The sequence below is a fragment of the Bdellovibrio sp. HAGR004 genome (assembly GCF_055397015.1).
Genome location: NZ_AP029176.1, coordinates 2,258,672 through 2,283,328 on the forward strand (window position 1 = coordinate 2,258,672; position 24,657 = coordinate 2,283,328).

Annotated in this window: 20 protein-coding genes and 1 pseudogene; 6 read left to right on the top strand and 15 right to left on the bottom strand. The window is 50.0% G+C overall.

Annotated elements, in window-relative coordinates; all coding sequences use genetic code 11:
• The first annotated feature begins 132 nt into the window (after positions 1-132).
• Positions 133-867, top strand: a complete 735-nt coding sequence (locus tag ACZ5ZV_RS11380) for a hypothetical protein (RefSeq protein WP_464117125.1) — start codon at positions 133-135, stop codon at positions 865-867.
• Between the two features lie 2 nt (positions 868-869).
• On the opposite strand, the gene ACZ5ZV_RS11385 is transcribed toward ACZ5ZV_RS11380, so the two are convergent.
• From ACZ5ZV_RS11385 to ACZ5ZV_RS11405, 5 genes are all read right to left on the bottom strand, one after another.
• Positions 870-1,679 carry a S1 family peptidase gene (locus ACZ5ZV_RS11385; protein WP_464117126.1) on the bottom strand — a complete coding sequence of 270 codons (810 nt, stop codon included), beginning with the start codon at positions 1,677-1,679 and terminating at the stop codon, positions 870-872.
• A 136-nt stretch (positions 1,680-1,815) separates the two neighbouring features.
• Positions 1,816-2,310 carry a hypothetical protein gene (locus tag ACZ5ZV_RS11390; RefSeq protein ID WP_464117127.1) on the bottom strand — a complete coding sequence of 165 codons (495 nt, stop codon included), beginning with the start codon at positions 2,308-2,310 and terminating at the stop codon, positions 1,816-1,818.
• Entirely contained in the window at positions 2,301-3,050 is a 750-nt protein-coding gene (locus tag ACZ5ZV_RS11395) for a ParA family protein (RefSeq protein ID WP_464117128.1), read from the bottom strand. Before ACZ5ZV_RS11395 ends, ACZ5ZV_RS11390 begins: the two co-directional genes overlap by 10 nt.
• A gap of 107 nt (positions 3,051-3,157) precedes the next feature.
• On the bottom strand, positions 3,158-4,477 hold the full coding sequence (locus ACZ5ZV_RS11400; RefSeq protein ID WP_464117129.1) for an alkaline phosphatase D family protein: 1,320 nt from the start codon (positions 4,475-4,477) through the stop codon (positions 3,158-3,160).
• Between the two features lie 172 nt (positions 4,478-4,649).
• On the bottom strand, positions 4,650-6,596 hold the full coding sequence (locus tag ACZ5ZV_RS11405; RefSeq protein WP_464117130.1) for a TonB-dependent receptor domain-containing protein: 1,947 nt from the start codon (positions 6,594-6,596) through the stop codon (positions 4,650-4,652).
• A gap of 262 nt (positions 6,597-6,858) precedes the next feature.
• Here ACZ5ZV_RS11405 and ACZ5ZV_RS11410 point away from each other — a divergent pair, with 262 nt between their 5' ends.
• The 3 genes from ACZ5ZV_RS11410 to ACZ5ZV_RS11420 are packed head-to-tail and all read left to right on the top strand — an operon-like array spanning position 6,859 to position 10,434.
• Positions 6,859-7,338 (top strand): hypothetical protein, encoded by a 480-nt coding sequence (locus ACZ5ZV_RS11410; protein WP_464117131.1) that lies wholly within the window; start codon positions 6,859-6,861, stop codon positions 7,336-7,338.
• Position 7,339: 1 nt separating this feature from the next.
• Positions 7,340-8,236, top strand: coding sequence for a trypsin-like serine peptidase (locus ACZ5ZV_RS11415; RefSeq protein ID WP_464117132.1), 897 nt, complete (start codon positions 7,340-7,342; stop codon positions 8,234-8,236).
• Positions 8,237-8,292: 56 nt separating this feature from the next.
• Positions 8,293-10,434 carry an ATP-binding protein gene (locus ACZ5ZV_RS11420; protein WP_464117133.1) on the top strand — a complete coding sequence of 714 codons (2,142 nt, stop codon included), beginning with the start codon at positions 8,293-8,295 and terminating at the stop codon, positions 10,432-10,434.
• Here the strand turns inward: ACZ5ZV_RS11420 and ACZ5ZV_RS11425 are convergent.
• From ACZ5ZV_RS11425 to ACZ5ZV_RS11440, 4 genes are read right to left on the bottom strand one after another with little or no spacing between them, the layout of a single operon-like run.
• Entirely contained in the window at positions 10,368-10,820 is a 453-nt protein-coding gene (locus tag ACZ5ZV_RS11425) for a YiiD C-terminal domain-containing protein (protein ID WP_464117134.1), read from the bottom strand. The genes ACZ5ZV_RS11420 and ACZ5ZV_RS11425 overlap by 67 nt on opposite strands.
• Complete coding sequence (locus tag ACZ5ZV_RS11430) at positions 10,811-11,659, bottom strand: sulfurtransferase (protein WP_464117135.1); 849 nt, start codon at positions 11,657-11,659, stop codon at positions 10,811-10,813. The genes ACZ5ZV_RS11425 and ACZ5ZV_RS11430 overlap by 10 nt, the downstream gene beginning before the upstream one ends.
• A gap of 50 nt (positions 11,660-11,709) precedes the next feature.
• Positions 11,710-13,188 carry a lysine--tRNA ligase gene (gene lysS, locus ACZ5ZV_RS11435; protein WP_464117136.1) on the bottom strand — a complete coding sequence of 493 codons (1,479 nt, stop codon included), beginning with the start codon at positions 13,186-13,188 and terminating at the stop codon, positions 11,710-11,712.
• Between the two features lie 51 nt (positions 13,189-13,239).
• Positions 13,240-14,163 (bottom strand): class I fructose-bisphosphate aldolase, encoded by a 924-nt coding sequence (locus ACZ5ZV_RS11440; protein ID WP_464117137.1) that lies wholly within the window; start codon positions 14,161-14,163, stop codon positions 13,240-13,242.
• Between the two features lie 179 nt (positions 14,164-14,342).
• Between ACZ5ZV_RS11440 and ACZ5ZV_RS11445 the strand changes: the two genes are divergently transcribed.
• A complete protein-coding gene (locus tag ACZ5ZV_RS11445; protein ID WP_464117138.1) occupies positions 14,343-14,903 on the top strand; it encodes a NifU family protein in 561 nt (186 codons plus the stop codon).
• Positions 14,890-16,233, top strand: coding sequence for an MATE family efflux transporter (locus ACZ5ZV_RS11450; RefSeq protein ID WP_464117139.1), 1,344 nt, complete (start codon positions 14,890-14,892; stop codon positions 16,231-16,233). The genes ACZ5ZV_RS11445 and ACZ5ZV_RS11450 overlap by 14 nt, the downstream gene beginning before the upstream one ends.
• Here ACZ5ZV_RS11450 and ACZ5ZV_RS11455 read toward each other — a convergent pair.
• The 6 genes and pseudogenes from ACZ5ZV_RS11455 to ACZ5ZV_RS11480 all read right to left on the bottom strand — a co-directional run.
• Positions 16,230-17,522, bottom strand: a pseudogene (locus ACZ5ZV_RS11455) (Ig-like domain-containing protein); the annotation flags it as partial. The gene ACZ5ZV_RS11450 and the pseudogene ACZ5ZV_RS11455 sit on opposite strands and share 4 nt — an antisense overlap.
• Before the next feature lie 18 nt (positions 17,523-17,540).
• Entirely contained in the window at positions 17,541-19,427 is a 1,887-nt protein-coding gene (locus ACZ5ZV_RS11460; RefSeq protein ID WP_464117140.1) for an Ig-like domain-containing protein, read from the bottom strand.
• A 24-nt stretch (positions 19,428-19,451) separates the two neighbouring features.
• On the bottom strand, positions 19,452-20,024 hold the full coding sequence (locus tag ACZ5ZV_RS11465; protein ID WP_464117141.1) for a hypothetical protein: 573 nt from the start codon (positions 20,022-20,024) through the stop codon (positions 19,452-19,454).
• 122 nt (positions 20,025-20,146) lie between these two features.
• Positions 20,147-21,511: an MFS transporter gene (locus ACZ5ZV_RS11470; protein WP_464117142.1), complete on the bottom strand. Its 1,365-nt coding sequence runs from the start codon at positions 21,509-21,511 to the stop codon at positions 20,147-20,149.
• Positions 21,512-21,618: 107 nt separating this feature from the next.
• Positions 21,619-23,688: an AarF/ABC1/UbiB kinase family protein gene (locus tag ACZ5ZV_RS11475; RefSeq protein WP_464117143.1), complete on the bottom strand. Its 2,070-nt coding sequence runs from the start codon at positions 23,686-23,688 to the stop codon at positions 21,619-21,621.
• A 101-nt stretch (positions 23,689-23,789) separates the two neighbouring features.
• On the bottom strand, positions 23,790-24,581 hold the full coding sequence (locus tag ACZ5ZV_RS11480) for an MOSC domain-containing protein (RefSeq protein ID WP_464117144.1): 792 nt from the start codon (positions 24,579-24,581) through the stop codon (positions 23,790-23,792).
• Between the last annotated feature and the right edge of the window lie 76 nt (positions 24,582-24,657).

Genomic DNA, 24,657 nt, shown 5'->3' on the forward strand with positions numbered 1-24,657 from the left:
CTCTTTGGCCCCCTTAATTCCGTTCGATGGAACAACTTCGACTGTCTTGATTTGAGACAGCCGCTGTATTTTATACTTTGGCACTAAATCACTTCCCCCTGAGCGCTGTTTTTTGATAAAACAGCGCCCATTATGAAAAAGAACCTTTTGTCAGTATTGGTTGTGGGGCTTTCATTGGTGGGTTGCAGCTATCCCATGGAAGAGTTGGGTCTTTTTAAGACCGGCGGTGCTGAGCTGAGCTTTGCCAAGGCTTTTCAAAACAAAGAGCTGTCCTTTGAAGTCGTAAAACAAACTTCTCTCAGAACCTGCCTGGAGTGCCATTCTTCGGGTGCTCGAGCCATGGGAACGGCGACTCAAGTGCTGGCGCAAAAAACAGAAATCCTGGATGTGATTCATGCCGGGACCATGCCACCACGTTCTGGTGGTTACAGCCCTCTGAATTCCTGTGAAAAGCAAATTCTGGAAACATGGCTGGAGGATCAACTGCACAGTCGTGTTTCGACACAAAAAGTTGGCGATCTGTCTGCTTGTGCGGGCGCGGAAGCTCCGAAAGAAAAAATCAAAACAGATCTGAAAAAATTAGAGCTCAGCTATGCCAATCTGAAAAAAGAAATCCTGCAGCCCAAATGCATGGTCTGCCATACGGCGGAAACTGCCAAACGCACTGTTTTGGATGAGGTGGAGAACCTGCATGACCGCAACCTTCTGGCGGAAACAGCCGAGGACAGTATTCTTTATCAGGTCACCGTACCAGGTATGAACAAACGCTTTATGCCACCCCAAAGAGGCAAAACAATTCTTCCCCCTTTGACGGCGGAAGAACTGGATTATATGAAGCGCTGGATTGAAGCGGGTGCGCCGAAATAGTCTTATTTCTTGGACATCAACTTATTTGAAGTTTCTTTGATCCAAGTCGTATAAGCATCCACTCGTGAATAGATCGAGAACTTGTCACACTTTGGACTGAGCAACATCACAGCCGCATCCCCGCGGCTGGCAACTCCTGCCAGATACAACTGACCATTCCTTTCGACATAGGCCGGGCCACCGGAATCCCCACTACACACTCCCTTTTTCAGGGATTGGCTTAACATCAACTCGGTTTGCCCGTGACGGGCTTGACTCATTTTCAATTTAGTTGTGCGCAGAATGCCAGCACCCTTCTTCACACCTAAGGCCCAATTCAAACCATAACCCGCAACCACCACCTCGCCGCCATCTTTCAACGAGGTGAAGTCCTCCAAAATAGCTGCTGGCTTGTAGCCTACGGGCAAATAAGTATCCCTAATACGAACCAGGGCAATATCAGCAGTGTCTATTTTGCGGTTGCGATCATAGTCTTCGTGTCGCAGGGCTTTGATCGCATACTGCGAATTGTAAGAGTTCATGTTTTTAACATCGTTGGTGAAAAAAACCATCAACCCGGTTGAACCCGGCGTCACACAGTGGGCGGCTGTTAAAACCAATTCTCTGGAAATCAAAGTCCCGGTGCAAAGAGACCCCGTCATCTCGTCATAAAGACCTACCGTGGAAGTCATCACCACACTGCCCTGCTCGACTTTCTGGCCGCCGATAACACCGGTTTGTGATTCATCTGTCAGAACCTCTGCCGTATTGTGCTGAGCACAAGCTGCCAGCATTGCCGCCGCTAATATTGTCACAGAGAACTTTTTAAACATGGTCGACCTCTTGATTTGGAAGACCTAGTTTTACCAGAGTTTCAAAGGGAATTGGGCAAAAATATACAAGGTGACGTTTATTGTTCGATGTCTGAAAGTTCGTCAGCTCCGTACCGAGCTATTGCATTTTAAGGAATTATTCAAGCTCTCCCAGCAGGAACTTCATCTGCTGATAATCTTGCGCTGCCACCAAAGAGCCTTGCCCCTTACTGGAGGATACCTTTTTTATTTCTGTGGTCTTTGCTTTTTTCGGAGCCCCTTTCGGTTTACCCCTGACAGATTGCGCTGCCGGAAGACCCGACGGGTCCCACTTTTCAGATATGGAATTACCGGCTAGAGATTCTTTCATCGGCGATGATTGCAGTTCAGTCCCAGATGCAACCATCATAAACCTGTACTGAATCGCTTCGCTGTTATTCAACCAAAGCTCTGTACAGTATCGCACTGATTTTTTTGTGGAGATCATTTTCAATGCGTGCTTTTGCACAAAACCGAAGCTGTCCGTGACTTCAATATAAAATGCGGCCCCTGCCTGCAAACTTGCATCCAAAAGCTCCACGTTGGTGATCACCTTATCACCAACGGGTCGGGTTGAATCTAAAAACAGGGGATTGTGCTTCTTCAAGCCCACATTTCCTGTGCCAGATTGGCCAATGCCAACCCTGCCGGGTTCTTCGGAGAGAACTCATTTACTGGCAAATGCTTGTGATGAGCTTCTTCGACGGCGATAGATTCCGGGATATAATTGTTGAAGACCGGAATCGTGTAGTTCGTGCGCAGATCACTGATGACCTTTTCAACAATACGACGGTTGCGGTATTTGGAAATAATGATACCGCGCACATTGATCTGATGACCCAGGCCCGTTTTGATGTTTTTCAAAGTATCCAGGATCAGATCAATCCCCTTCAAAGAGAAGTATTCCGGACAGATCGGAATCACGATGTCCTTGGAGGCAATCAATGCATTCACAGTCAAAAGACCCAGGGATGGTGAGCAATCAATCACAACGATGTCATATTCTTCTTTAATCTCCGCAAGGGCCCTTTTCAGGATGCTTTCGCGGCCAAATTTGGAAGAAAGAATGATTTCAATACCGCTCAGCATAATTTCAGACGGGATCACATCAAAGCCAAACGACGGAGAGTGAACCACGGCACTTTGAGCTTCCACTTCGCCGGTGATGACGTCGTAAATGGTGTCTTCAAAGTCTTCATCGCCGAAGATCGCCCGTGTTGCAGAAGACTGCGGGTCCAAGTCGATCAGAAGAACTTTCTTGCCTTCCTTAGCCCATTGAGAGGCCACATTAATAGCTGTGGTGGTCTTTGCCACGCCACCTTTTTGATTGATGAATGATACTACGCTGCCCATGCACTATTCCCTTCGTGGAATGATAGATATTCAATACGTAAGTCTAGCTATTTTTGAAAATATGGGAAGCGTGATTTGAATTCACGACGCACGCAGAAAAAAACTCTCTAACTCCGACGAACGGTCCCACTATGACTGAGAAGTCTTTGCCCTCGGCGCCCGAGACAGTAGCTGTCTGTTTTTATTCCTCCACTAAGAACTTCAGAATTCATAATCATAAAATTATGTTTCCACGTATGCACTTCTCGCCGGGCATTTCGCATATACCAACTGGTCGGATAATTCAGACTGTGCATGGCGCTGGAAGTAAATTCATAGGTGCGATACCCCAGAAGCTCGGGCTCGATTCGCAACACTTCACTAAAGTGCACATCACCAGAAGCGAAAACCACAGGAGCCTCGGTCTTACGCAACTTACCTGTAAGATCCGCCAGATTTCTCATGTATTCCTTTTGAAAGGATTCATTTCCCACATAGGATGAAAAATACTGACTGCCATTCATCAACCACGAGGGCTTGTCATTTTCCTTCAGGCTTGCCAACAACCATTCTTGCTGTGCGCTCCCCCACATCATTCCGCCGCTATGGGGCTCGTCCCGGAAATAGCGGTCGTCCATCAAAAAGAATCGCTGCCCAAACCCCGTCAGCACCGCCCCGACTCCATGCCCTTTTTGATATCCAGCCACTGGCATAGAACCGAAAAAACATTCAAAGATTCTTTTGGATAGTGTTTTTAATGAATAGTACTTGTTCTGGTTGTTTTCACCATAATCGTGATCATCCCAGGTCGCCAGGGTGGGAATCAGGCGAGGTTGTCTAAAGTGTGCCAAGGTCATGCGGGTTTCACAGTGACGCCGCCAAAGGTCCCTTTCACTGCCGTCACTGCCCAGGTCCACATAACAGGAATCCCCCAAGACAAACACCATTTCAGGAAGTTCCGCAAACAGGCGATCCCACATATTGCTATTCTGGTGGTGATAAAAATCACAGGAACAACTGATGATCGCAAAGCGCAGCTTCTTCTTGCGATTCAGCGGCAGACTTTTAAAGATCCTTTCATCCAAAACTTTGCCACGATCCTTATCGATGACCTGCAGGCGGTACAGCTGGTCAACCTGCAGGTCATCGACGATTAACTTGTCAATCCCGTACCAGGAGTCCTTGCGATGCTCTTCATCCCATTTTCGGACCGGCAAATCCTTACCCTGAAGATCCTTCACCCTATAGGCATAGGGATTTTTGCCTTCTGTCAGAACTGTGAATTGAGCGGATATTTCGTTGGTCATATTTTGACAAACAGGAATCACCCCCGTGTAAAGATCTGATTGATATTCATTACCACCCGCCGCAAGCCCCGCAGGGAGGCTTGTGTATATCAGCAGGGATTTGGTGGCGTTTTCCAAGAACTTGCGACGAGAGGTGTTCATCGCACTATCATCGCGGGAAGAATCGCTTCTTGTGGAGATGCTTGGGTAAAAAACAGTGATGGCCGAGACACAAACCCCTGCCTTTATGCATAGGCAACTGCCGCTTCAGAACCAAAAGCCCCACAATCACCGACTGTGGGGCTCACACTTTCCTAAATGCTTTCTTCGCAAACTAGAACAAATAACTCGCCGTCAAGCGCACATCACGACCCGGCTCAAAGATCGGATTCAAGGCGCCTTGAACTTGGTAAGGTGTTCCTTGTGCGACATACTTTTTATCGAAGATGTTCAGCACAGAAATACCCACACGAGTTCTTTCATTCGGCATCCAGCTTGCGGCGATGTCGTGAATATCATATCCCGGCTGCTCAACAGATCCTGAAGGAACGTCCGTTAGTTCCATCGCGACCAGACTGTCCCAAGTCAGAATTACGTTGTACCGACTGAGCTTGTAGTCCACACCGAATACAAAACGATCACCGAAGGCGCTGCCTTTCGTGGAAACAGCATAACCCAATGGTTCACTGCCGTATTCCGACTTATTGTGGGAATATCCACCACGGATCACATAGTCGCCAGACTCATAGTTCGCATTTAAGTTCACACCCTGGAACTTCAAATCATCCGCAGCATTCGAGCGAGTCATAATCCCCGTCGTGCGCTTGGTGCTGACTTGAATCACATCACGCATCACCGTGTGATATACCACGGTGCTCACGGTCAACCCCTGTACTTGGGCTGTCAGACCAAGTTCTGACGTATCGGCGGTTGTCCCTTTCAGATTGCTGACCGGAGCCACCCCCTTCACACCGCTCATCACATAGGCTTCCATCGGAGTTGCGCCCTTGAAGGCCTGAGACCAGGACGCATAGGCCGACCACACCGGATTAAACTGATAACCCACGCGCGCGTTCGGACTGAGGTGATGAGAATTAAGCATTTCACTGACAACATCCTCCAGATCATAGTTGTCGTAACGAAGTCCCGCCGTCAAAGTCCAAGCCGTTGCTGGACGATAAACCCCTTGAGTGAACACACCAAAGATGCGACCGGTTTCAGACTCCGTGCCGGTTGCCCGATGTCCCTCGGAACGGTCCACGTTATAGTCCGTCCCCACCGTGACTGAATTCAAAGAACCCAGATCCATTTTATTGGAAATCTGTCCACCGAAGCTTTTCGCTTCCGCTTCAGATTTGGCAGTGGTTGTTTCCTGACTCATCTTGGTTGATGTCGTATAGACTTCAGAACGCAAATTCACCCAAGGGGTCGTCGGATTGAAAGTGTGTTGCAAAGTATAGGTCTGATTGCCGAATTCCTGATCGTTCGGGGGATTGAACGGCAGATCACCAAAGTGATTGCGCAACGAACGACGGGCATTGTCCTCGCGCACGTTGGCGGACAACGTCAGCTTTTGTTCATTGCTTGGTGTGAAAACGATTTTTCCCAGGCCACTTTTCGGTTTACCTGCGGTAAACCCAACGCCATCTCCGCCGCCAGCGTGATAGTTGCCGGACTCTGCGAAATTTCCATACAGAAGGAAGCTGACGTTATCCAAAGGTTTACCAAAAAAGCCCAGACTTGCCCCTTTTTCGTCGGCATTCGTTGCATAGCGGGCTTTCACCAAAGCGCCATAGCGTTGTCCTGGCAGTAAAAGATCTTCCGCATCTTTGGTTGCAAAACGAACGGATCCCCCCAAAGCTCCCGGCCCGGAAAGTGCGTTGCCTGTTCCAGCATCCACGTCAATTTTCTTCAGCAGCTCGGGATCAACACTTAAGCGGCCTTGATGATGAAAAAGGTAACCACTTTGACGGGCCCCATCGACAGTCACATTCAACTGAGTGTCCTCGACACCACGAACGTAAACCTTTTGAGCGCTCTTCTGACCTCCACCGACCATCACATCGGAAACCCCTTTTAAAGATTCCTTGATGTCTTCGGCCTGCGTTTGTTCAATTCGCTCTGCACGCAAAGTGGTGCGGGTTTTAAGCTCTTGATCGTCTTTGATAACCACCGCATCCAGTTCGGATACCTGACTGGCAGAGTCCTGAGCCCAGGCCATCCCATGCAGACTTAAAACAGATGCGAGAATAAGGCTTTTAATAGCCATCGTTGTTTTCATTCGTAAAACTCCTCAATAATGGAATTTTCTTTAGTGCCTAAGCACCCTGGTTGACAACGATTCCCCCCTGTCAGGGGTTGATTGAAAAAGAACGGAAATTCAAGGGAAAACAAGATGATAAAACGAGCCCCTATCTAATAACTAGCTTGGACTCCAAAGGTTTTTCCCTTGGTCTGACTACGCCTTCGACAGACTTGGAAAGCTTTACCTTCAGAACACTGAAGTCAGCGAATTGTCGTTTTTTTTGCTAAATTGGCGTCTTATGAATAAGGCCCTTTCCTCTTTGATTTTAGTACTGCTTTTTATATCCACGAACGCCTTCGCCAAGGGCCTTCCCGCCTGCTTCGATCGCAAAGACCGTATCGACTTCAATGAAAGTCAGGTGCTCGCGTGGAAAGAGTTCACCGAAAACAAATTTCTGGCCCGAGCCTTTGTGCGCGGGATCGCCGTGCGTCTGATCGAAGATCGTCAAAAACACATTCATATCGAAGTCGATCTGGACAAAGACATGAACACCATCGACGACCGCGTGGAAGTGATCTACAACACCAAGTTTGGCACTCTTCCTGACTTCCGCTATGGAGATGAAATCATCGCCTGCGGAGATTTTATCAAGGACAGTTATTCCCCTGTCGGAGCCGTCATTCACTGGTTGCATCTGAATCCGAAAAAAGGTCCCCATGAAGACGGTTTTATCGCCATCAATGGCCAGGTCGCAGGACTCAGTCCGGAAAAGAAGTAAGATGAAATCCCTACTGCCTCATGCCTTGTTGCTTTCTTTGGGTCTTGCGGGTTGCTCCCCGAAGTCCGATACGGCGTCCCTTGAATTCATAGACACCACAGCCGTGATCTATAAAGGCGACACCCGGCAGGAGATATCTTCACGAAACACGGCCGAGATTGCCTTTGCCCGAGCCGTCGCCGCCATGTTCAGTCCGGACAAGCTAAAAAATCTTTCTCCGACCCGATACGCCTTAAAAACCTATCGTCTTTCCCAGGCCTATCCCCTGTGCCCCAATGAGCGCTTCTTAGAGCAGCCTTTGCTGGGTTACTGCACAGCAAGCCTGATTTCCCCCAACCAAGTTCTGACAGCGGCTCACTGTGTGGATTCAAAAAATAGTTGTTCTGAGGCGCACTTTGCCTTTGGCTGGGATCAGGAAAAAGCCACCACGCTTGAGATCTCTGAGTCTGAAATCTACAAATGCCAAAGGATCCTCAAAATTGAACAGAGCACCAAAGGCATGGACTATGCGATCATAGAACTGGATCGCCCCGTTGCAGATGTGACCCCCTTGAAAATTGCAGAAAGCACGGCGACTTTAACCGCAGGCACCAAGCTTTTAAGCCTGTCCTATCCCTTGGGACTTCCGCTTAAAAAAGATGTGGCGACCGTCCTTTCAAATGACATAAGTCGAATGAACTTCAAGGTCGAAGTGGACACCTTTAAAGGCAGCTCGGGTTCGCCCCTGATCAATTCACAAGGTGAAATTGTGGGAATCTTATCCAGAGGAATGGATGATATTCTGGAAGACGATATTTACCGCATTCAAAAAGAAGGCGGTTGCCTTAATTTTAACACTTGCGCTGCGGGCACCTGTTTTGGCGAAACTTTCTTCAAAGTTGACCACATTGACCTTTAACAGATTCAGTTCTCCGTTTTAGCTTCACCCACCGAAATGACCCTACAATAAGGGGCATGAAAGAGAAGCAATTGCCCGGGTGGACGTGGGTCGTCCCGTTCTTCATTTTATTTGCAGGCACCCTCTTGAGTCTCTCCTTTAAATCCACTCAAGGGGTGTATTGGATCTACTTTCCAATCAACCTGGGCGTGGTCATGGCTCTTTGGTGGGGGCCCCGCGTTCTTTCTGCTGTGTTTGTTAACGCTCTGATTGCCATAACTCTGTTTGATATTCCCAACAAAGCTCTTTACCCCCTCTATGCCTTGCCAGAAACTCTGGAAGTTCTTTTGTCCTGGGTACTGGTTCGCGAGCGCTTCAAAGATTCCCGCGGATGGAAACCCAGCCCCAAAAATCTTAGTCTGTACTTTGTCTATGGCCTGGTCATTCCGTCGCTCGTTTGCTCGATCGCAATCCAGGGCATCTTCACACTCACCGGTTTTCAAAACCGGTCCGTCTTTTTCTGGAATACACTCACCACCGCCGTGGGCGATCTTTTAGGAGCTGTTTTCATCAGCATTCCCGCGCTGATCTTAGTATCACCCTGGCTCAGCCATAAAGGTCTGTCGCTCTTTCCCTTTAAGGCTCTGCCGCCCCTGCACTGGAATCGCCTGGTCAAAAAAGAAAAAGTGGTCTTTGCTGTCATTCTGAGTTCGATGTTTGTCCTGGCGGTCGCCACAGACTTGCCGAAAACATGGTACGTCTATGGCATTGTGATGCTGGCCTCGTCGGCCTGGTACGGGCTTTATGCCGCCTTAGCCGTGAACACATTTGTGGTTTTTCTGACTGTGATTCTGCCTAAGATGCTGAACCTGCCCTGGTCTTCAAATATTACCGAAATTCAAAACCCCGCCACACTGCTGACTTTGTGTTTCTGTTCTTTAATCACAGGCTCTGCCGTCACTACCTTAATCGGAAAGATCCATGAACTAAGCCAAACCGAGCGACTGCTTAAGGCGGCTAAAGAACAGGCCGAAGAGGCCAGTCGCGCCAAGTCCGAGTTCCTGGCTCGAATGAGTCATGAAATCCGCACTCCTCTGAATTCAGTTCTGGGCATGCTGGAGCTTCTGCGGGAAACGCAGCTGTCAAAAGATCAGGAACGCTATCTGACCTTGTTCAGTCATGCTGGAGAAAATCTCAAAGCTCTGATCAACGACCTTTTGGACTTTTCAAAAATCGAAGCCAAGGCCCTGACCGTCGAAGATGTCAGTTACAATATTCACAGCACAGTTCGCAGTGTCTTTGAAATCCTGCAAATCAAAGCGGAAGAAAAAGGTCTGCACTTTGAACTGATCCTATCCAAAGAAGTTCCCCCCTTGCAATGGGGTGACCCCACACGGCTACGGCAGGTCCTCTTTAATTTGATCGGGAACGCTTTAAAGTTCACGAACGAAGGATCTGTCACTGTGAAAGTGGATCTGACCAAAGATGGTGCTGAAAAGCTTTTGATCGAGGTTCAGGACACCGGCATCGGCATCCCCCGTGAAAAGCAGTCCAAACTTTTTTCCCCCTTCTTTCAAGGGGACCCCACCATCACCCGCAAGTATGGCGGTACAGGTCTGGGGCTGGTCATTTCAAAAAATCTGGTGGAAATCATGGGCGGCACCATGGAGATGAGAAGCCTTGCTGGACGCGGAACCACGTTCCGCATCACCCTGCCCCATCGCCCGGACTTTTCCAGCAATATCGAAAAGCAGAGCAAATCCTCCCCCGTCTGGACTCAACTTAAAAGCGGGCAACGCTTCCGCATCCTTCTGGTGGACGATTCTGAAGACAACCGGGTGTTGATGATCCACTACCTCAAAAGCCTGCCCTTTGACTGCGAAGAAGCCGTCAACGGGCAGGAAGCCGTTGATAAATTTAAAGAGAATAAATACGACCTGATCTTCATGGATATGCAGATGCCCATCATGACCGGCTATAAGGCCACTGAAATGATCCGGCACTATGAGGCTGAACAAAAGAGGACTCACACCCCGATCATCGCCCTGACAGCGACAGCGGTTGTCGAAGATTTGCAGCGAGCCCTTACCAGCGGCTGCGATTCCTATGCCGTTAAACCCGTGAAGAAATCTGAAATCCTGGATATCCTGGCTTACAACCTGACGACAAAATCACCCAACAAAGAAGCCTTTAAGGAGCCTCCTTCGCCCAGTATCTGAGTGCGAATCAACCCGCGGACTCGCCCGCTGGTCTGTAAAGTCTTATAGAAATCTTCTTGTTCCTGGGTGGATCTAAATTCACTGACCACTTCAAAATCCGTATCCACCGGGCGCAGATACTGAATTTCACCTTTGGCAATAACGATATTTTCGGTCGGTATCTGATGTGCCTTCAGCCCGGCCAAAGCCAACGCATATGCTGCCAAAACCCCGCTGGCATACAGGCTTCCACCAAAAGCCGTGCCTTTGTGGTTGCGGTTTTTTTCCAGGGAAACTTTAAAGCGAACGCGCGAAGCACTGATCTCTTCCACGGTAATGCCAAGATGCTCATAAAGAGCAATCTTGTCTTTCAGAATGGCGATCAGCTCTTGCGGGTTTACTTCCATTGCTCATAGCCTCCGGCAAAGTTGGCAGCTTTTTTATAACCCAGATAATTCAAAGCATACACCACGGCTCCGGAACGCACACCGTGATTGCTAAGGACCAAAATACGACTGTCTTTACCGATGTTCTTTTCATAAAGCAGACGCTCAATCTTTTTCTCAGGAAGTCCTTTTTCACCGAAGAATTCTTTCCATTCGATATTAACAACGGCCGCCTTCACTGACTTTTCCATCGAAATATTGCGAAGGGCGAATTCCTGACTGGAACGCACATCCAAGACCACCACCGGTTTTGAATTTTGAATCACCTCCGCCTTGAAGGTTTTCAAATCTACGACAAGCCCTTCGGCAACCTCTGGTTTCCAGTAAGGTTTGTTCTTCACTGCAGGGACTTCACGGTTCGGGTTTGTGTTCATTTCACGATAGGATGTATGCAAAAGAGTATAGACGTTCCTGACCCCCAGAACCTTCAAAGTCCAGGCGATGCGCCCCTCTTCCCCGACGCCTTGCGGTCCTTTACCTAAAACCACAACCGGTGTTTCAGGATCTACCCCCACCAATGACAAACGCCTAGCCAAGGCAAAAAGATCCGCCTGCAACAATCCACGAGCGCGCGGATTGGCTTGAGAGAAATCCTCCCAACGAACATTGATGGAACCAGGCACATGCGCTAGGTTGAATTCAAATGCAGGACGCGCATCCAGAATCACCGGATTTTGCTTCATCAGACGCTCGGCTGTGACGTTTTCACCCATCACAGGCTCTTCAACAGTCACCTTCGTCGGCTTCACCTGGCAGGCTGTCAGACCCACAATCGCCAAAAGGAAAAGGAACTTTTTCATATACACCCTCTTAAAAGCACAAAGGGAGCTTCACGCTCCCCTTGTCAGGATTACTTAGTGATTCTCATCGTCGGGAAGAAGATGATGTCTCTGATACTTGGGCGATCAGTTAACAACATCACGATACGCTCAATACCGATCCCCACACCCCCTGTCGGCGGCATACCCGCATCGATCGCCAACAAGAAGTCTTCATCCATAGGATGAGCTTCGTCGTCCTTGGAACGATTGGCTTCCTGCTCTTTCAAACGCGCCAACTGATCTTCGGGATCATTCAGCTCGGAATAAGCATTCCCGATCTCCATGCACGCGGCGAAAGGCTCAAAGCGTTCCACCAAACGGTTGTCTCTGCGGTGGATCTTCGTCAGTGGAGAAATCTCCACCGGGTGATCCATCACAAACGTTGGCTGCCACAAGTGCTGTTCTGCCGTCAGCTCGAACAACTCCATGATCATTTCGCCACGTTTGCCGGGCTCGTCGATATCGCCACCGTGTTTACGGATAGCCTGGAAGATTTCATCATCCGTCGCTTTGTCCGGATCAATCCCTGCGTATTCTTTCACGCCATCATGAACGGTCAGACGTCTCCAAGGCGGGGTAAAATCAATTTCCTTGCCTTGATAAGTCACTTTCATGCTGCCCGTGATTTTCAACGCCAGGCCTGAAATCAGCTCTTCGAACTGCTTCATCTGATAGTTGTAATCCGTGTAAGCCTCGTAGAACTCCAGCAAAGCGAACTCCGGATTGTGAGTTCTGTCGATACCTTCGTTACGGAAGTTTTTGCTGATCTCGTAGACCTTCTCAAAACCACCCACAATCAGGCGCTTCAAATAAAGCTCCGGAGAGATTCTCATGTAAAGCTTCATATCCAAAGCTTTGTGATGAGTCGTGAACGGTGTCGCCGCTGCACCACCATACACAGGCTGCAACGTCGGTGTTTCAACTTCCATAAAGCCGCGGTCATCCAGGAAGCGACGAACTTCCTTGATGATTTTGGAACGGGTTTCAAACACCTTGCGGGAGTCCGCATCGGTCATCAAGTCCAAGTGTCTGTGACGATACTTGATTTCGATATCCTGAACCCCGTGGAATTTCTCCGGCAGTGGTTCGATGGATTTTGTCAGGATCTGGAAGCTCTTCACGTAAATGGAAAACTCGCCTTTTTGCGACTTAAAGACATATCCGTCAACGCCGACGATATCACCCAGGTCCACCAATTCAAACGCCGCGCGGTCTTGTTCGGAAAGCTCTTCCACTTTCACGTAAACCTGCACTGTGCCGGTCTGATCCTGAATATTGAAGAAGGACGCCTTACCCATCATACGCAAAGTCATCAAACGACCGGCGATGCGGTAAGAATATTCCGGCTTCTTTTCACCCGCCTGCAAAGTGGCTGCGTGTTCTGCAACAACTTCAGAAATCTTTGCCTTGTTTTCAAAGACGTAGGGATACGGGTTGATGCCTTTCTCGCGAAGGGCATGAAGTTTTTTACGTTTCTCCGCTCTGAGCGGATTTTCATTAATACTCATATCTACTCCAGTTGCGGGGCCCACGGCCCCTGCACTTTGTGCGCCCGGCGCTTATAGCTTTTTACCGGCGAAGGCTTCCATCACGTTGTGTAGCAATTCAAGCGCTTCTTTCTTCGGACGTTGGAAGGCATTGCGGCCCATGATCGAACCAAACGCGCCACCTTGTGCCAGCTCGCCCACTTCCTTCAGAAGATCCTCTGTGCTTTTCGCTTCGCCACCAGAGAAGATCACGATGCGTTTGCCATTGAAGCAAGACTGCACGATGTGACGTGTACGATCCACCTGGGACGTCACTTTGATACCTTGTTCTTGGTAAACTTTCGCAGCAGCCGCTTGTTCAATGTGAGCTGTGGAAGGTTTTACTTTGATGATGTGCGCGCCCAACTGAGCCGCGATGTGAGCCGCGTATGCAACCACGTCAATCGCTGTTTCGCCTTCTTTGGAGATCTGCTCACCACGAGGGTAAGACCAGATCACCACAACAAGTCCTGCCTCTTTCGCCGCGCGAGCTGCGTTGGCGATTTCTTCGTACTGCTGTTTGCGATCTGCGGAACCTGGATAGATCGTGAAACCAATACCCACGCAACCCAGTCTCAAAGCGTCGTCCACATAAGACGTCAAAGCAGAGATCGGAGCTTTGTTGGAGTAAAGGGAATCAGAATTGTTGATTTTTAGAATCAAAGGAATCTCGCCCGCATAGTCACGAGCAATCGCCTCAATCGCACCCAGTGGAGCCGCATAAGCACTGCAACCGGATTCAATCGCCAGCTCAACGTGGTAGTTTGGATCGTAACCATCTGGATTTTTCGCAAAAGAGCGAGCCGGGCCGTGTTCGAAACCCTGATCCACTGGCAAAATAACGAGCTTTCCAGTTCCCTTCAGCTTACCGTGATTCATCAGGCGAGCCAGGTTCGTCAAAACTCCTGGGTTGTCAGCTCCGTACCAGTTCAAAATCTCTCTAACTCTTGGCGTCATCTAGGTCTCCTCTGATGAAAAAAAGAACTCACGTTTAGAAGGGAGCATCTGAACAAACACTCCCTTAGGCCGGTAAATTTAGTGAGTTTTTTTAATATAATCAAGCGCGTCTCAGAGATTAACACGCTTGGCAGAAAACCCGCTGTGGTATAATGTTCCTTGTCCCTTGAGAGGTCTCTATGAGTGCACACGCAAAAAGCCAGGTCAGTTTTGAATCCACCCCGAACCCAGCCACGATGAAGTTCCTGCTTCACCGTAAGGTCACGGACGAGGGCTTTGACTGCCCGACGGTGCAAGAGGCTGACCGATCTCCACTGGCGGCCAAGATCTTTGGCTTTCCCTGGACCAGCTCCGTTTACGTGGGGCCTGACTTCATCACGGTGACCAAGCAGGACTGGGTGGAGTGGGAGCTTTTGGCTCATCCTTTAAGCGGCCTGATTCAGGAACATCTGGATCGTGATGAGCCCGTGGTGGTTTCCTTCATCCAGACTGAAGAGGACGATGAAAACGACAGCCCGATGGTTCGCAACATCAAGTCTGTTTTGAATCGCGAAATCCGCCCGGTTGTGGCTTTGGATGGCGGCGATATCGTTTTCCATAAGTATGAAAACAGCGTGCTTTACATTCATATGAAAGGCGCTTGCTCCGGCTGCCCAAGTTCCACGATCACCCTGAAAGAGGGCATCGAAACACGCATGAAGGAACTTTTCCCGGAGATTTCAGAAGTTGTCTCAGTCTAAACTTGTTCACGAAAGTAAGCTTTTAGCCAAACTTTCAGGTCCTATCGTTATTGGTCAGGTCGGCCAGAACCTGATCACTTTGGCCGACACCATCATGGTGGGCGCTTTGGGATCTATTGCCCTGGGGGCCTCTGCCTTTGCGGGCAGTGTTTTTATCGTTTTTCTGCTTTTTGGAATTGGTATGCTGGCACCGGTGACGGCGTTGTTTGCACGCATGCAAGGGCAGGAAAATTATCCGTATGGCGGGGTTCTGCTGCGGCATAGTGTGATCGTGGCCGCGGGCTTAAGTGCGGTGATGATTGCCGCTCTTTATGCACTTCTGCCGAATCTGAAATTGTTCGGCCAGACACCAGAAGTTTTAGATATGGGGTCAGCTTTCTTTGAGATCACCATCTGGTCCGTCTTCCCTAGTTTGCTGTATCAGTCTTATAAGCAGTTCACGGATGGCATTGGAAAAACCAAAGTCGCCATGTTCGTGATGATGTTTGGTGTCTTTTTCAACATCGCCGGCAACTATGTGTTGATCAATGGCTACTATGGCTTTCCCAAGCTGGGCCTGAATGGCGCGGCTTATGCCACGCTTTTTGCGCGCACTGTGATGGCACTGATGATGGTGTTCTACGTTCACGCCCATCCGCATTTTAAAAAGTATCTGACCGAGCGCTGGACTCATCGCTTTGACCATCACCTTCTAAAAAATATCATTCGCTTGGGTATCCCCAACGGCATGACCTACATTTTTGAGGTCGGGGCCTTTTCTTCAGCAGCCGTGATGATGGGCTGGTTTGGCGCAACTCCACTGGCCGCGCATCAAATCACCATCAGCCTGGCCAGCACCAGCTTCCTGATCACCCTTGGGATCGGGATCGCGGGCAGCATTCGAGTCGGCTATGAGTTGGGCCGAGGGGATTATTCTTCCGCCCGCTTTGCCGGATTCACCGCTATCAAAATGGGAGCAGCTTACATGGGCCTTTGTGCGCTGGGCTTTTTCTTCCTGCGTGAATGGTTCCCAACATTCTACGTCAAGGATGTGGATGTGATCGCCTGGGCGGCAAAGTTCTTTGTCGTGGTCGCAATCTTCCAGATTTTTGATGGCGTTCAAGCTGTCGCGATTGGTGCCTTGCGGGGTATGAGTGACACCCAGTGGCCCAGTATTATCGCGTTCTTTGCCTATTGGGTGATCGGACTTCCCGCAGGTCATCTGCTGGCTTTCCACCTGGGTGTGGGGCCGGTCGGCATCTGGATTGGCTTGTTGATGGGTTTAATCCTGGCTTCTGTTCTTCTGACGTGGAGATTCCACATTTTAAGCAAACGATTCTTAATCGTCTAAGGACGATAAACGCAGCGGAATCCGCCGTTGCTCAAAGTGCCTGCGGCGTTGGTGGCTCTTTTTGCCGCAAAGACTCCGGCAGTATTTCCATCATAAGCAGCACCACCGCGCCAAATCGTGCTGATACCCCCATTGGTGTTTGTGAAGTCGATTTTACCAAATCCGCAATAGTCCGGGCTGCCCGAAGCCGAACAACTCAAAGTCGTCCCGTATTTTGTATCCAAAGCGTAAGCCGTTGACGTCGAAGGATACAGATAACTTGCATCCGCATAAACCACAGAGTCGGCATCTTTAATCACTTCGGCCGCGTTCCCGGCAAAATCCCAGATAGCCATATTATAGGGTAGATAATGCAAGCGACGAAGTCCATTGCTGGTACAAAGTGACGAGGTGTTGGGAGCACAGGAGTCCGCCACATTCGCCGCCGTCGGCGTCGCTGACTGAGTATCACCACGATGTAAAACTCCGGTTCCCGCGGTTCCTGAAGTCCAATTCGTCACCTGACGTGCGATCAAATCCGCAATCGCATTCCACTCGGTGTTAGAGAGTAGATCAAAGCCGTCTCCCATCCCCGTACAGGCTGCCGTCGCATCCATCATACTCAGTGAACTGGGTGTATAGCTTGCAATAAAGCGAGGCACGCCTCCGACCATTTTGGCTTCAAACTGCCCCACGCAGAAAGGCGCCCCACCTGCAACATTCGGATTATGAATGTATACAAATTCATTCGGACAGCTAAAGGCGAACATCGTTTTTATCGTATCCGCACTGACGTTGCCAGCGACATCACGGGCCCGCAACACATACCGATACTCAGCTCCAGGACTCGTGGTTGTATTGTGATAGAAGCCGGACGTCACCTGCTGCCAATCCATGACCAAAGCACTGTTTCCAGCATTTTCTATGCGCGCTTCAACCACAGCACCGGCCTCAGTTGAAAAATTAATGGCCGCCGTACGATTCAAATAAGTTGTCGAGGATAAACTGACCGAAGAAAGAACTGGTGGAACCGTATCATACGTGCGTGTCAAAGACGTCGCGGCCGAGTTGGTATTGCCGGCCGCATCTTGTGCAACGCCCGCTGCAATACCGATGGTTACAATCCCCTGCACAGAAGGTGTGACGGTGAAGGAATAGCTTGCACCACTTCCACTGAAGCCAGAGATCGTCCCACTGGATAACGTGACATCAGAGGAAGCAAAGCCGGTAACCGCTTCGCTAAAACTCACTGTCACCGGAATGGCTGTGTTGGTTGTCGAAGGGGCCGATGACGTCATCGTCACTGTCGGTTTGACCGAGTCATAGGTTCACGTTAAGGAAGAAGACGCCGCATTTCCATTCCCGACAGAGTCCACTGCCACAGAGGCCGCAACAGAAACTGACACCGTACCCTGGGCCGTCGGAGTCACCGTGAAAGAGTACGTCGTCCCCGAACCCGAGAAACCACTTACACTTGCGTTAGTCACACTGACATCCGCCGCAACAAAGCCTGTCACACTTTTACTAAAGGTGGCCGTCACTGAAAACGCCGCATTCGTACTGGCGGCTGCGGCTGTCGCCAACGTCACGGTCGGTGCGACGGAATCATAGGTGCGATTCAGCGTGATGGCTGCTGTATTTGGGTTTCCAGCCGCATCGAAGGCCACGGATGCTCCGACCGCCACACTCACAGCACCTTGAGCTGACGGCGTCACCGTCATCGTGTAAGTCGTTCCAGTACCGCTAAAGCTAGAAACAACACCGTTGGTAACCACAACTTCGGCAGAGGTGAAATCAGTGACACTTTCACTGAAAGTCACCGTCACTGGAATCGCCGCATTGGTCGTTGCGGGCGCCGTGGAGGTGATCGTCGCCGTCGGCTTGACGTTGTCGAAAACGCGAGACAAAGTGCTGGCCGCAACATTGGTGTTACCTGCCGCATCTGTGACTCCCCCGGCAGGAAGGTCGATAACCACACTGCCTACAGCCGAAGCCGTCACTGTGAAGTTGTAAGTTGTGCCCGAGCCACTCACCGTCCCGACTGTACCCCCCAGGACCGTCACATCTGCGGCGGTAAACCCTGTGACTGGTTCACTGAAGGTGACTGTCACCGGGATTGATGCGATATTTGTCAGACTGGGCGCCGTTGAGGTCAAAGAAACTGTCGGCTTAACGCTATCAAATGTTCTGGTCAGCGAGCTGGCCGCAGCATTTCCATTGCCCGCCACGTCGGTCGCGACATCTGCAGCCACAGACACGGTCACCACCCCTTGAGCGGATGGTGTCACGGAGAAACTGTAGTTCGCCCCGCTGCCTGTGAAACCGCTGATCGTTCCGTTTGTAACGCCCACATCTGATGCGGTGAAGTCACTGACGGACTCACTAAATGTGACGGTCACCGGAATCGGCGAAGTGTTCGTTGAAGCTGAGGCGGTGGAGGCCAAGGTCAGCGTCGGCTGGACGCTATCAAAGTTTCGTGTCAATGTCGTGGCAGCCGTATTGGTATTGCCCGCCACATCGGCGGCCACACCCTCAGCAATTGAAACAGAAAAGACACCTTGATTGGTTGGAGTCACTGAAAAGCTGTAGCTCTTTCCACTTCCTGAGAAACCTGTCACAGTCCCGCTGGACACAACGACGTCTGAGGCCGTAAAGCCAGTGACCGATTCACTGAAAGTCACAATCACCGGAATGTTCGAACTGGTGTTGTTAGGAGCCGCGGACGCCAACGTCACTGCCGGTCTGACACTGTCGAAGGTGCGGGTCACATTGGCCTCACTTGAATTGGGGTTTCCCGCCAAATCAAAGATGGAGCCTTGTTCAATAGTCGCAGTAAAGAGCCCCTGATTCGCAGGACTGACCGAGAACGTGTACACGTTCCCACTGCCACCAAATCCGCTGACCTGACCACTGGAAAGCATAACATCAGAGGCCTTAAAATCACGAACCGGCTCACTGAACGTCACTTTGATCGCAATGACTGAATTGGCCGGATCTGACGTGACAGATTCCATTGTCACCGTAGGTTCAACAACATCGACTTTGACGACCTTTTCCACTTCTGAATAGGACCGATAAGCCCCGGCTTTAGAGTGTGTCACGCGAATGGTCGCATCTGTTCTGGTACCACCCGTGTACTGTGTCGCTAATGAAAAATTTTTGCTGTCATCACAGTTGCCCGAAATCGGTGATCCACTGAAAGGACCTGTGATCACCACCCCTCCGGATTCCGCACAGCTTCAAGAGATCATATAGGAACCACCACCCACTGCGGCACTATTAATGTCTGCCGCTTGTTCAAGCAAAAGTTCCGGTGCTTTGAACTTCAAAGTTAAAGTGCGATAGAACACCTGCACTTCACCCATGAGGTCCTTGACGTGCCAGCGAATCTGAAAGTCCTGAGCCATATCGCCAGGCTTGGATGGTGCCTGATAAGGAGCCACGTGCTCCAACGGCAGCTGCAACTTTGCCTGTCCGCTGGTGGCACAATCAAACACGGTCCCGGAAGCCAGCTCTGTGACATCACGCCATTCTCGGGTCTGCGGGTTTTCCACCTCGATCTTGTCGATGGCTTTGTCGCAGGTGATGTTAAGCTCCACGGGGCCCACACCTTCCGAGGACAACTCACTTCCACTACCGCTGCCGGTGTCGATGACAAAGTCACCTTGATTGCCTTTGGTTGTGCCGTTCAAGAAGGCCATTTTGATGTCGCGCTCGGAACACGCTGACAGGAATAAAACAAATGCGGACAGGGAGATAAAATTCCCTAAAACTGACGAAAGTTTCTTTAGTCCCCATCTGCACATTGGCATGATGAACTTATCGGCTATATCCTAATCATGTTTAGTTTCAGTCTGAGACTTTTCGAAGTATGTTCACCCTTTAACACAGAAAGGGAACGCAGTGATGCATGCGTCTACTTCTCATTCCGATACTAATGCCAGCGCACATTGCGATCTTCTCGAATATAGAGGCTTCCAATCACAAAAGTCATCAAGGCCACCCCTATCGGATAGATCAAACCGGCAAAATGATTCCCTGTCGCAGCAACAATGGCTGTCCCAATAAAAGGCACCAAGCCGCCAAAAACTCCGTTCCCAATGTGGTATGGTAACGACATCGAAGTGTAGCGAATCTGGGTTGGGAACAGCTCTACCAGAAACGCTGCAATAGGGCCATACACCATGGTTACAAAGATCACTTGGATAAACACCAGCACTGTCAGCATCACAACATTCGGATTCACGGCGGCCGCCAAGGGCTCTGCCGGATTCCAGCCTGAATACGCCTCCATTGCCTTATAGATCGGATAATAACAAAGAGCCGCTATCAAGCAGCCCGCCATCATGATTCTTTTGCGTCCGATTCGATCGGACAAAGCTCCAAACACCACAAAAAATGGAGTCGCAAACAACAGCGCCACGGCGATGATCTGGTTGGCGACGACAAAATCCACTTTCAGAACAGTTTGCAAATAATAAAGCGCATAGAACTGCCCCGTGTACCACACCACCCCCTGGCCTGCGGTCGCACCAAACAGTGCCAGAATCACCAGACGGCGATTTTCCGGATGCAGAAAGCTGTCACGCAAAGGACTGGATGATCCCTTCCCTTCGGCTTTCATTTGTTTAAAGACCGGGGATTCCTCCATCTTTCTTCGAATCAAATAAGACACCAGGACCAAGACCACGGACAATAAAAATGGAATGCGCCATCCCCAGTTGCTGAAAGTTTCTTCGCCAAGACTTAATCGTGTCGCCAGAATCACCCCTAAGGAAACAAAAAGACCCAAGGTGGCCGTCGTTTGAATATAGCTGGTATAATATCCCCGCTTCCCGTCGGGACTGTGCTCTGCCACATAAGTCGCAGCTCCCCCATATTCACCCCCTAGCGCCAACCCCTGCAAAAGCCTCAGCAGCAACAACAAAATAGGCGCCAGGATTCCGATACTTTCATAGCCCGGAAGCAACCCGATGGCCGTTGTCGCCAACCCCATGATCAGCAACGTCACCATAAAGGCATACTTGCGCCCCACCACATCCCCGACACGTCCAAACACCAGCGCCCCAAAAGGACGAACTATAAAACCTGTGGCAAAAGTGGCCAACGTACTTAGCAGCGCCACCGTTTCATGACCCTTAGGAAAAAATTGAGAGGAGATGATTGTGGCCAGGCTTCCGAAAATATAAAAGTCGTACCATTCAATCAGAGTCCCGGCGCTGGAGGCCCCGATCACTTTCCAAATTTTGCTTTTTTCAGAATTGGCAACACCCGTTGTTTGGGCCGCAGTGGCTGTCATAAGGTCCCCTCCTGATTCAACATCATTTTGATCAGGAGGTTTATCCAACAACAAACAAATTTGAAGACGATTTCAAAGACTTAATTTGTGCCTGTCGAGTGGCATTTCTAATTAAACACCATCTCGCAGCGAATCGCACCGGCTTTCACAGTTGCCTCCGGCACCTTAAAGCCCAAGGTGTTTTTCACTTCAGTCCAACCCAATTTTACAAGATCCCGATGGGACATTTTTTCTTCAAGCACCAGTGCACGGTAAACGACCACCGGATGCTGCTTTGCCAGGTCTTTCATCATTTGACTTACAGTCAAAGTGCTTCCGGCATCCGCCAGCAGCTTGTTCACAATCACCAAGCCCCGGTTCAGACTGACAAATTCATAGGGCAGACGCAGACCCAAATCCATGGCAAAGGCGGTCCACTTTTCCATACTTAACGGCTCTTCATAGCCAATGCGAATGTTGTGCATTTTGGCTGCGATCAACTGATGGAAATAGGATTCGGTGATCGTGTTCTTGCTTTTGTCGCTTAACTTCCAAAAGGCCCGGGCCATCAGTTCTTCATTCAGAAGCTCAGTGCCAGCCCCTAACAACATCACCTGCCGTTGCATTTCCTTTGAAATCACTCCACCCATTCCATAATCCAGAATATTGACCACGATCTTGGGCTCTGTCACCTGAATCATGAAATTACCCTGATGCAGGTCCGAGTGATAGAATCCGCCTCCAAACATAACCTCTTTGGACCAGATGCGCGCCATTTCCTCGACAATCAACTTTTTCATGTCCGGTGCCATCTCTTTATAGGGGGCAATTTCTTTATCCAGTTTTTTGCCGATGACCATTTCCTGCACCATCAAGTCTGAATCCTTGGGGCCGTCATAAATTTTGGGCACATGGAAATAAAGTTCGTTCTTGTATTGAGTTGACTTCAGGAAAGCCGCTTTTTCATAGCGACCGGCCGCCAGCTTTTGGCGAAGCACGGTATCGGCCTGGTTCAGCTCGGCCACCACCGTGTCTGTGATATCCTGAACCACAGGGCTAAGCTTCGGGGCTCCTGTTTTACGGAATTCCTCATTGGCATCCAGAATCTGCGCCACCTCTTGCAGAATACGTTTGTCTTCCTCGACGCGGGCTTCGATACCGGGCTTGATAAAGCGCACCACCACATCATGGCGTTCGCCATCGATCATCAGCTTGGCTCGATGAACCTGCGCCATCGTGCCCACACCCAGAGGCTTTCTTTCAAAGTAAGTGAAAGCAAATTTGTTGTTCTTTCTTTTTAAAATGCTTTCAACCTGCTCCCAAGGGACCGGACGCACGGAATTTTCCAGACCCTTAAAGACTTCCAGCATTTCGGGTCCCAGATCCGCCTGGCGTGCCACGACCTGCAGCAATTTTTGCAACTGCGGTCCGCTGTTTTGCACCATCAATTCAAACTTCTTCATTTCAGAAAGATGCAGGTCCCCTCCCAGATAAGAGGACACAATCAACTTCTTTGAAGCCGGACTAAGACGTGCGAAGTATTCTGTGAACATGGTCTGCAGGAAGATCTTCATGGTTGCATCCTGCTGGGCTGCGAGATTGGACTGAGCGATCTTTTCACCCACATGATCCAGTTCCGCCATCTTGGTGTTGAGCATATCCTCACTGACCTGCAACAAAGTGCGGGCCATCTGCAGGCGACCTGAAGAACTGGACAGGACCCCTTTGGCTTGCTCCAGAATCTGATCAGGGGTCAGAGATTTTAAATCTCCATCCATCATTTTCAACAATTCGGCCTGTTTCCATTCCAGATAGGAATCAATTTGCTGCTGTACACGAGGGGATTTTGCCGTGAACACGGACACGGCCCGGGGACCACGGGTCTCGATGGACTCCACATCCAAAGCCAGACTGTGGGTGTTAGGCCAGGAACCTTTATAAAGACTCAGGAACTCATTGAAGTTGCGCACTTCGACGGTTTTAACGGGCAACTTATAGGTGGATTCAATGTAGGTCATGGCCCGTTTCAGAATCGCCTCTTTCGTTTCGGGCGTCTCATTCTGAGACAAAAGCGCATAACTTAAAACCAAGCGCTCTTCAAAGGACAGGTGCAGCCCCGCCTTTTCCGGCGAAGCCGCCTGAACCCAAGAGCTCACGGCAAGGATAAAAAATAGGATGAAACCAATAAATCGCGACATGATCCTCTGTCTTGCAGGGATCGCGCCCGGGATTTCAGGCCTTAATGTGGAATTGAGTGCTTAAGAACTAATCATGAGGCAAGAACTGTCAGTTCTGAGTTCTACTCCAGAACCTCGACCGCGTCACCTTTCCGAACAACCCCGGTATTTTCCGGGATCCACAAAGTCCCAAAGAAAACATCCTTGCCATCACGGCGATAGCCCGAAAGGGTTTTCAGCGGCTCGACCCCGGTTCGATCCCCGGTCGACTGATCAATGGTTGTGATCGTGCAGCGGCTGCAGCGCTTGGGTTGAGAAAACACCACTTCACCCACACGGATCTTCTTCCACTGTTCTTCCTCGAAAGGCACTTCTCCAGAATAGATAAGATTGCCACGGAAACGATCCACACCCACTGGCTCTGCCAAACGGGAATTCAGGTCTTCAAGGCTTTTCAGATTGATCAAATGAACCGGTCGCGCGTCGGCAAAACGCACTTCAGGTTTCCAGTCCATAGAATGGGAAAGCACACGACGCTGTGAAAATGGAGCATAGCGGACCAGACGCAGGTTCGCTCCCAAATACTGGGACAGCGCCTGAGAATACAGATCTGGTTCTAATGCCGCATCAACCGTATCGTTCCAGATCTGCACCTTCACCTGACGCTGAAACGAGTTCTTGGTGGAAATCTTAAAGAACATTTTCTGAAAACCGACCGTCAAAGCCGCATCATCGTAAAACACCTCCACCGTCGCAAGCTTCGGCAGTGTTCTTTGTGTTACAAATTTACCGGCTTCATCCACCAGCATCCACTGGCGATCCCCGAGCGGCCCTTCATGAGTGATAGTCATCTGATTGAGCTTCTGAGCACGGGCGGACTTGATGGGATAGATGCAAAGTTCTTCGATTTTCATGGGAACTATGCTTTCTTTTTCGCAAATGAAAGGCAAGCCCTAAGAAAACACGCCGCGCTCCAAAAAGAAAAAGGGC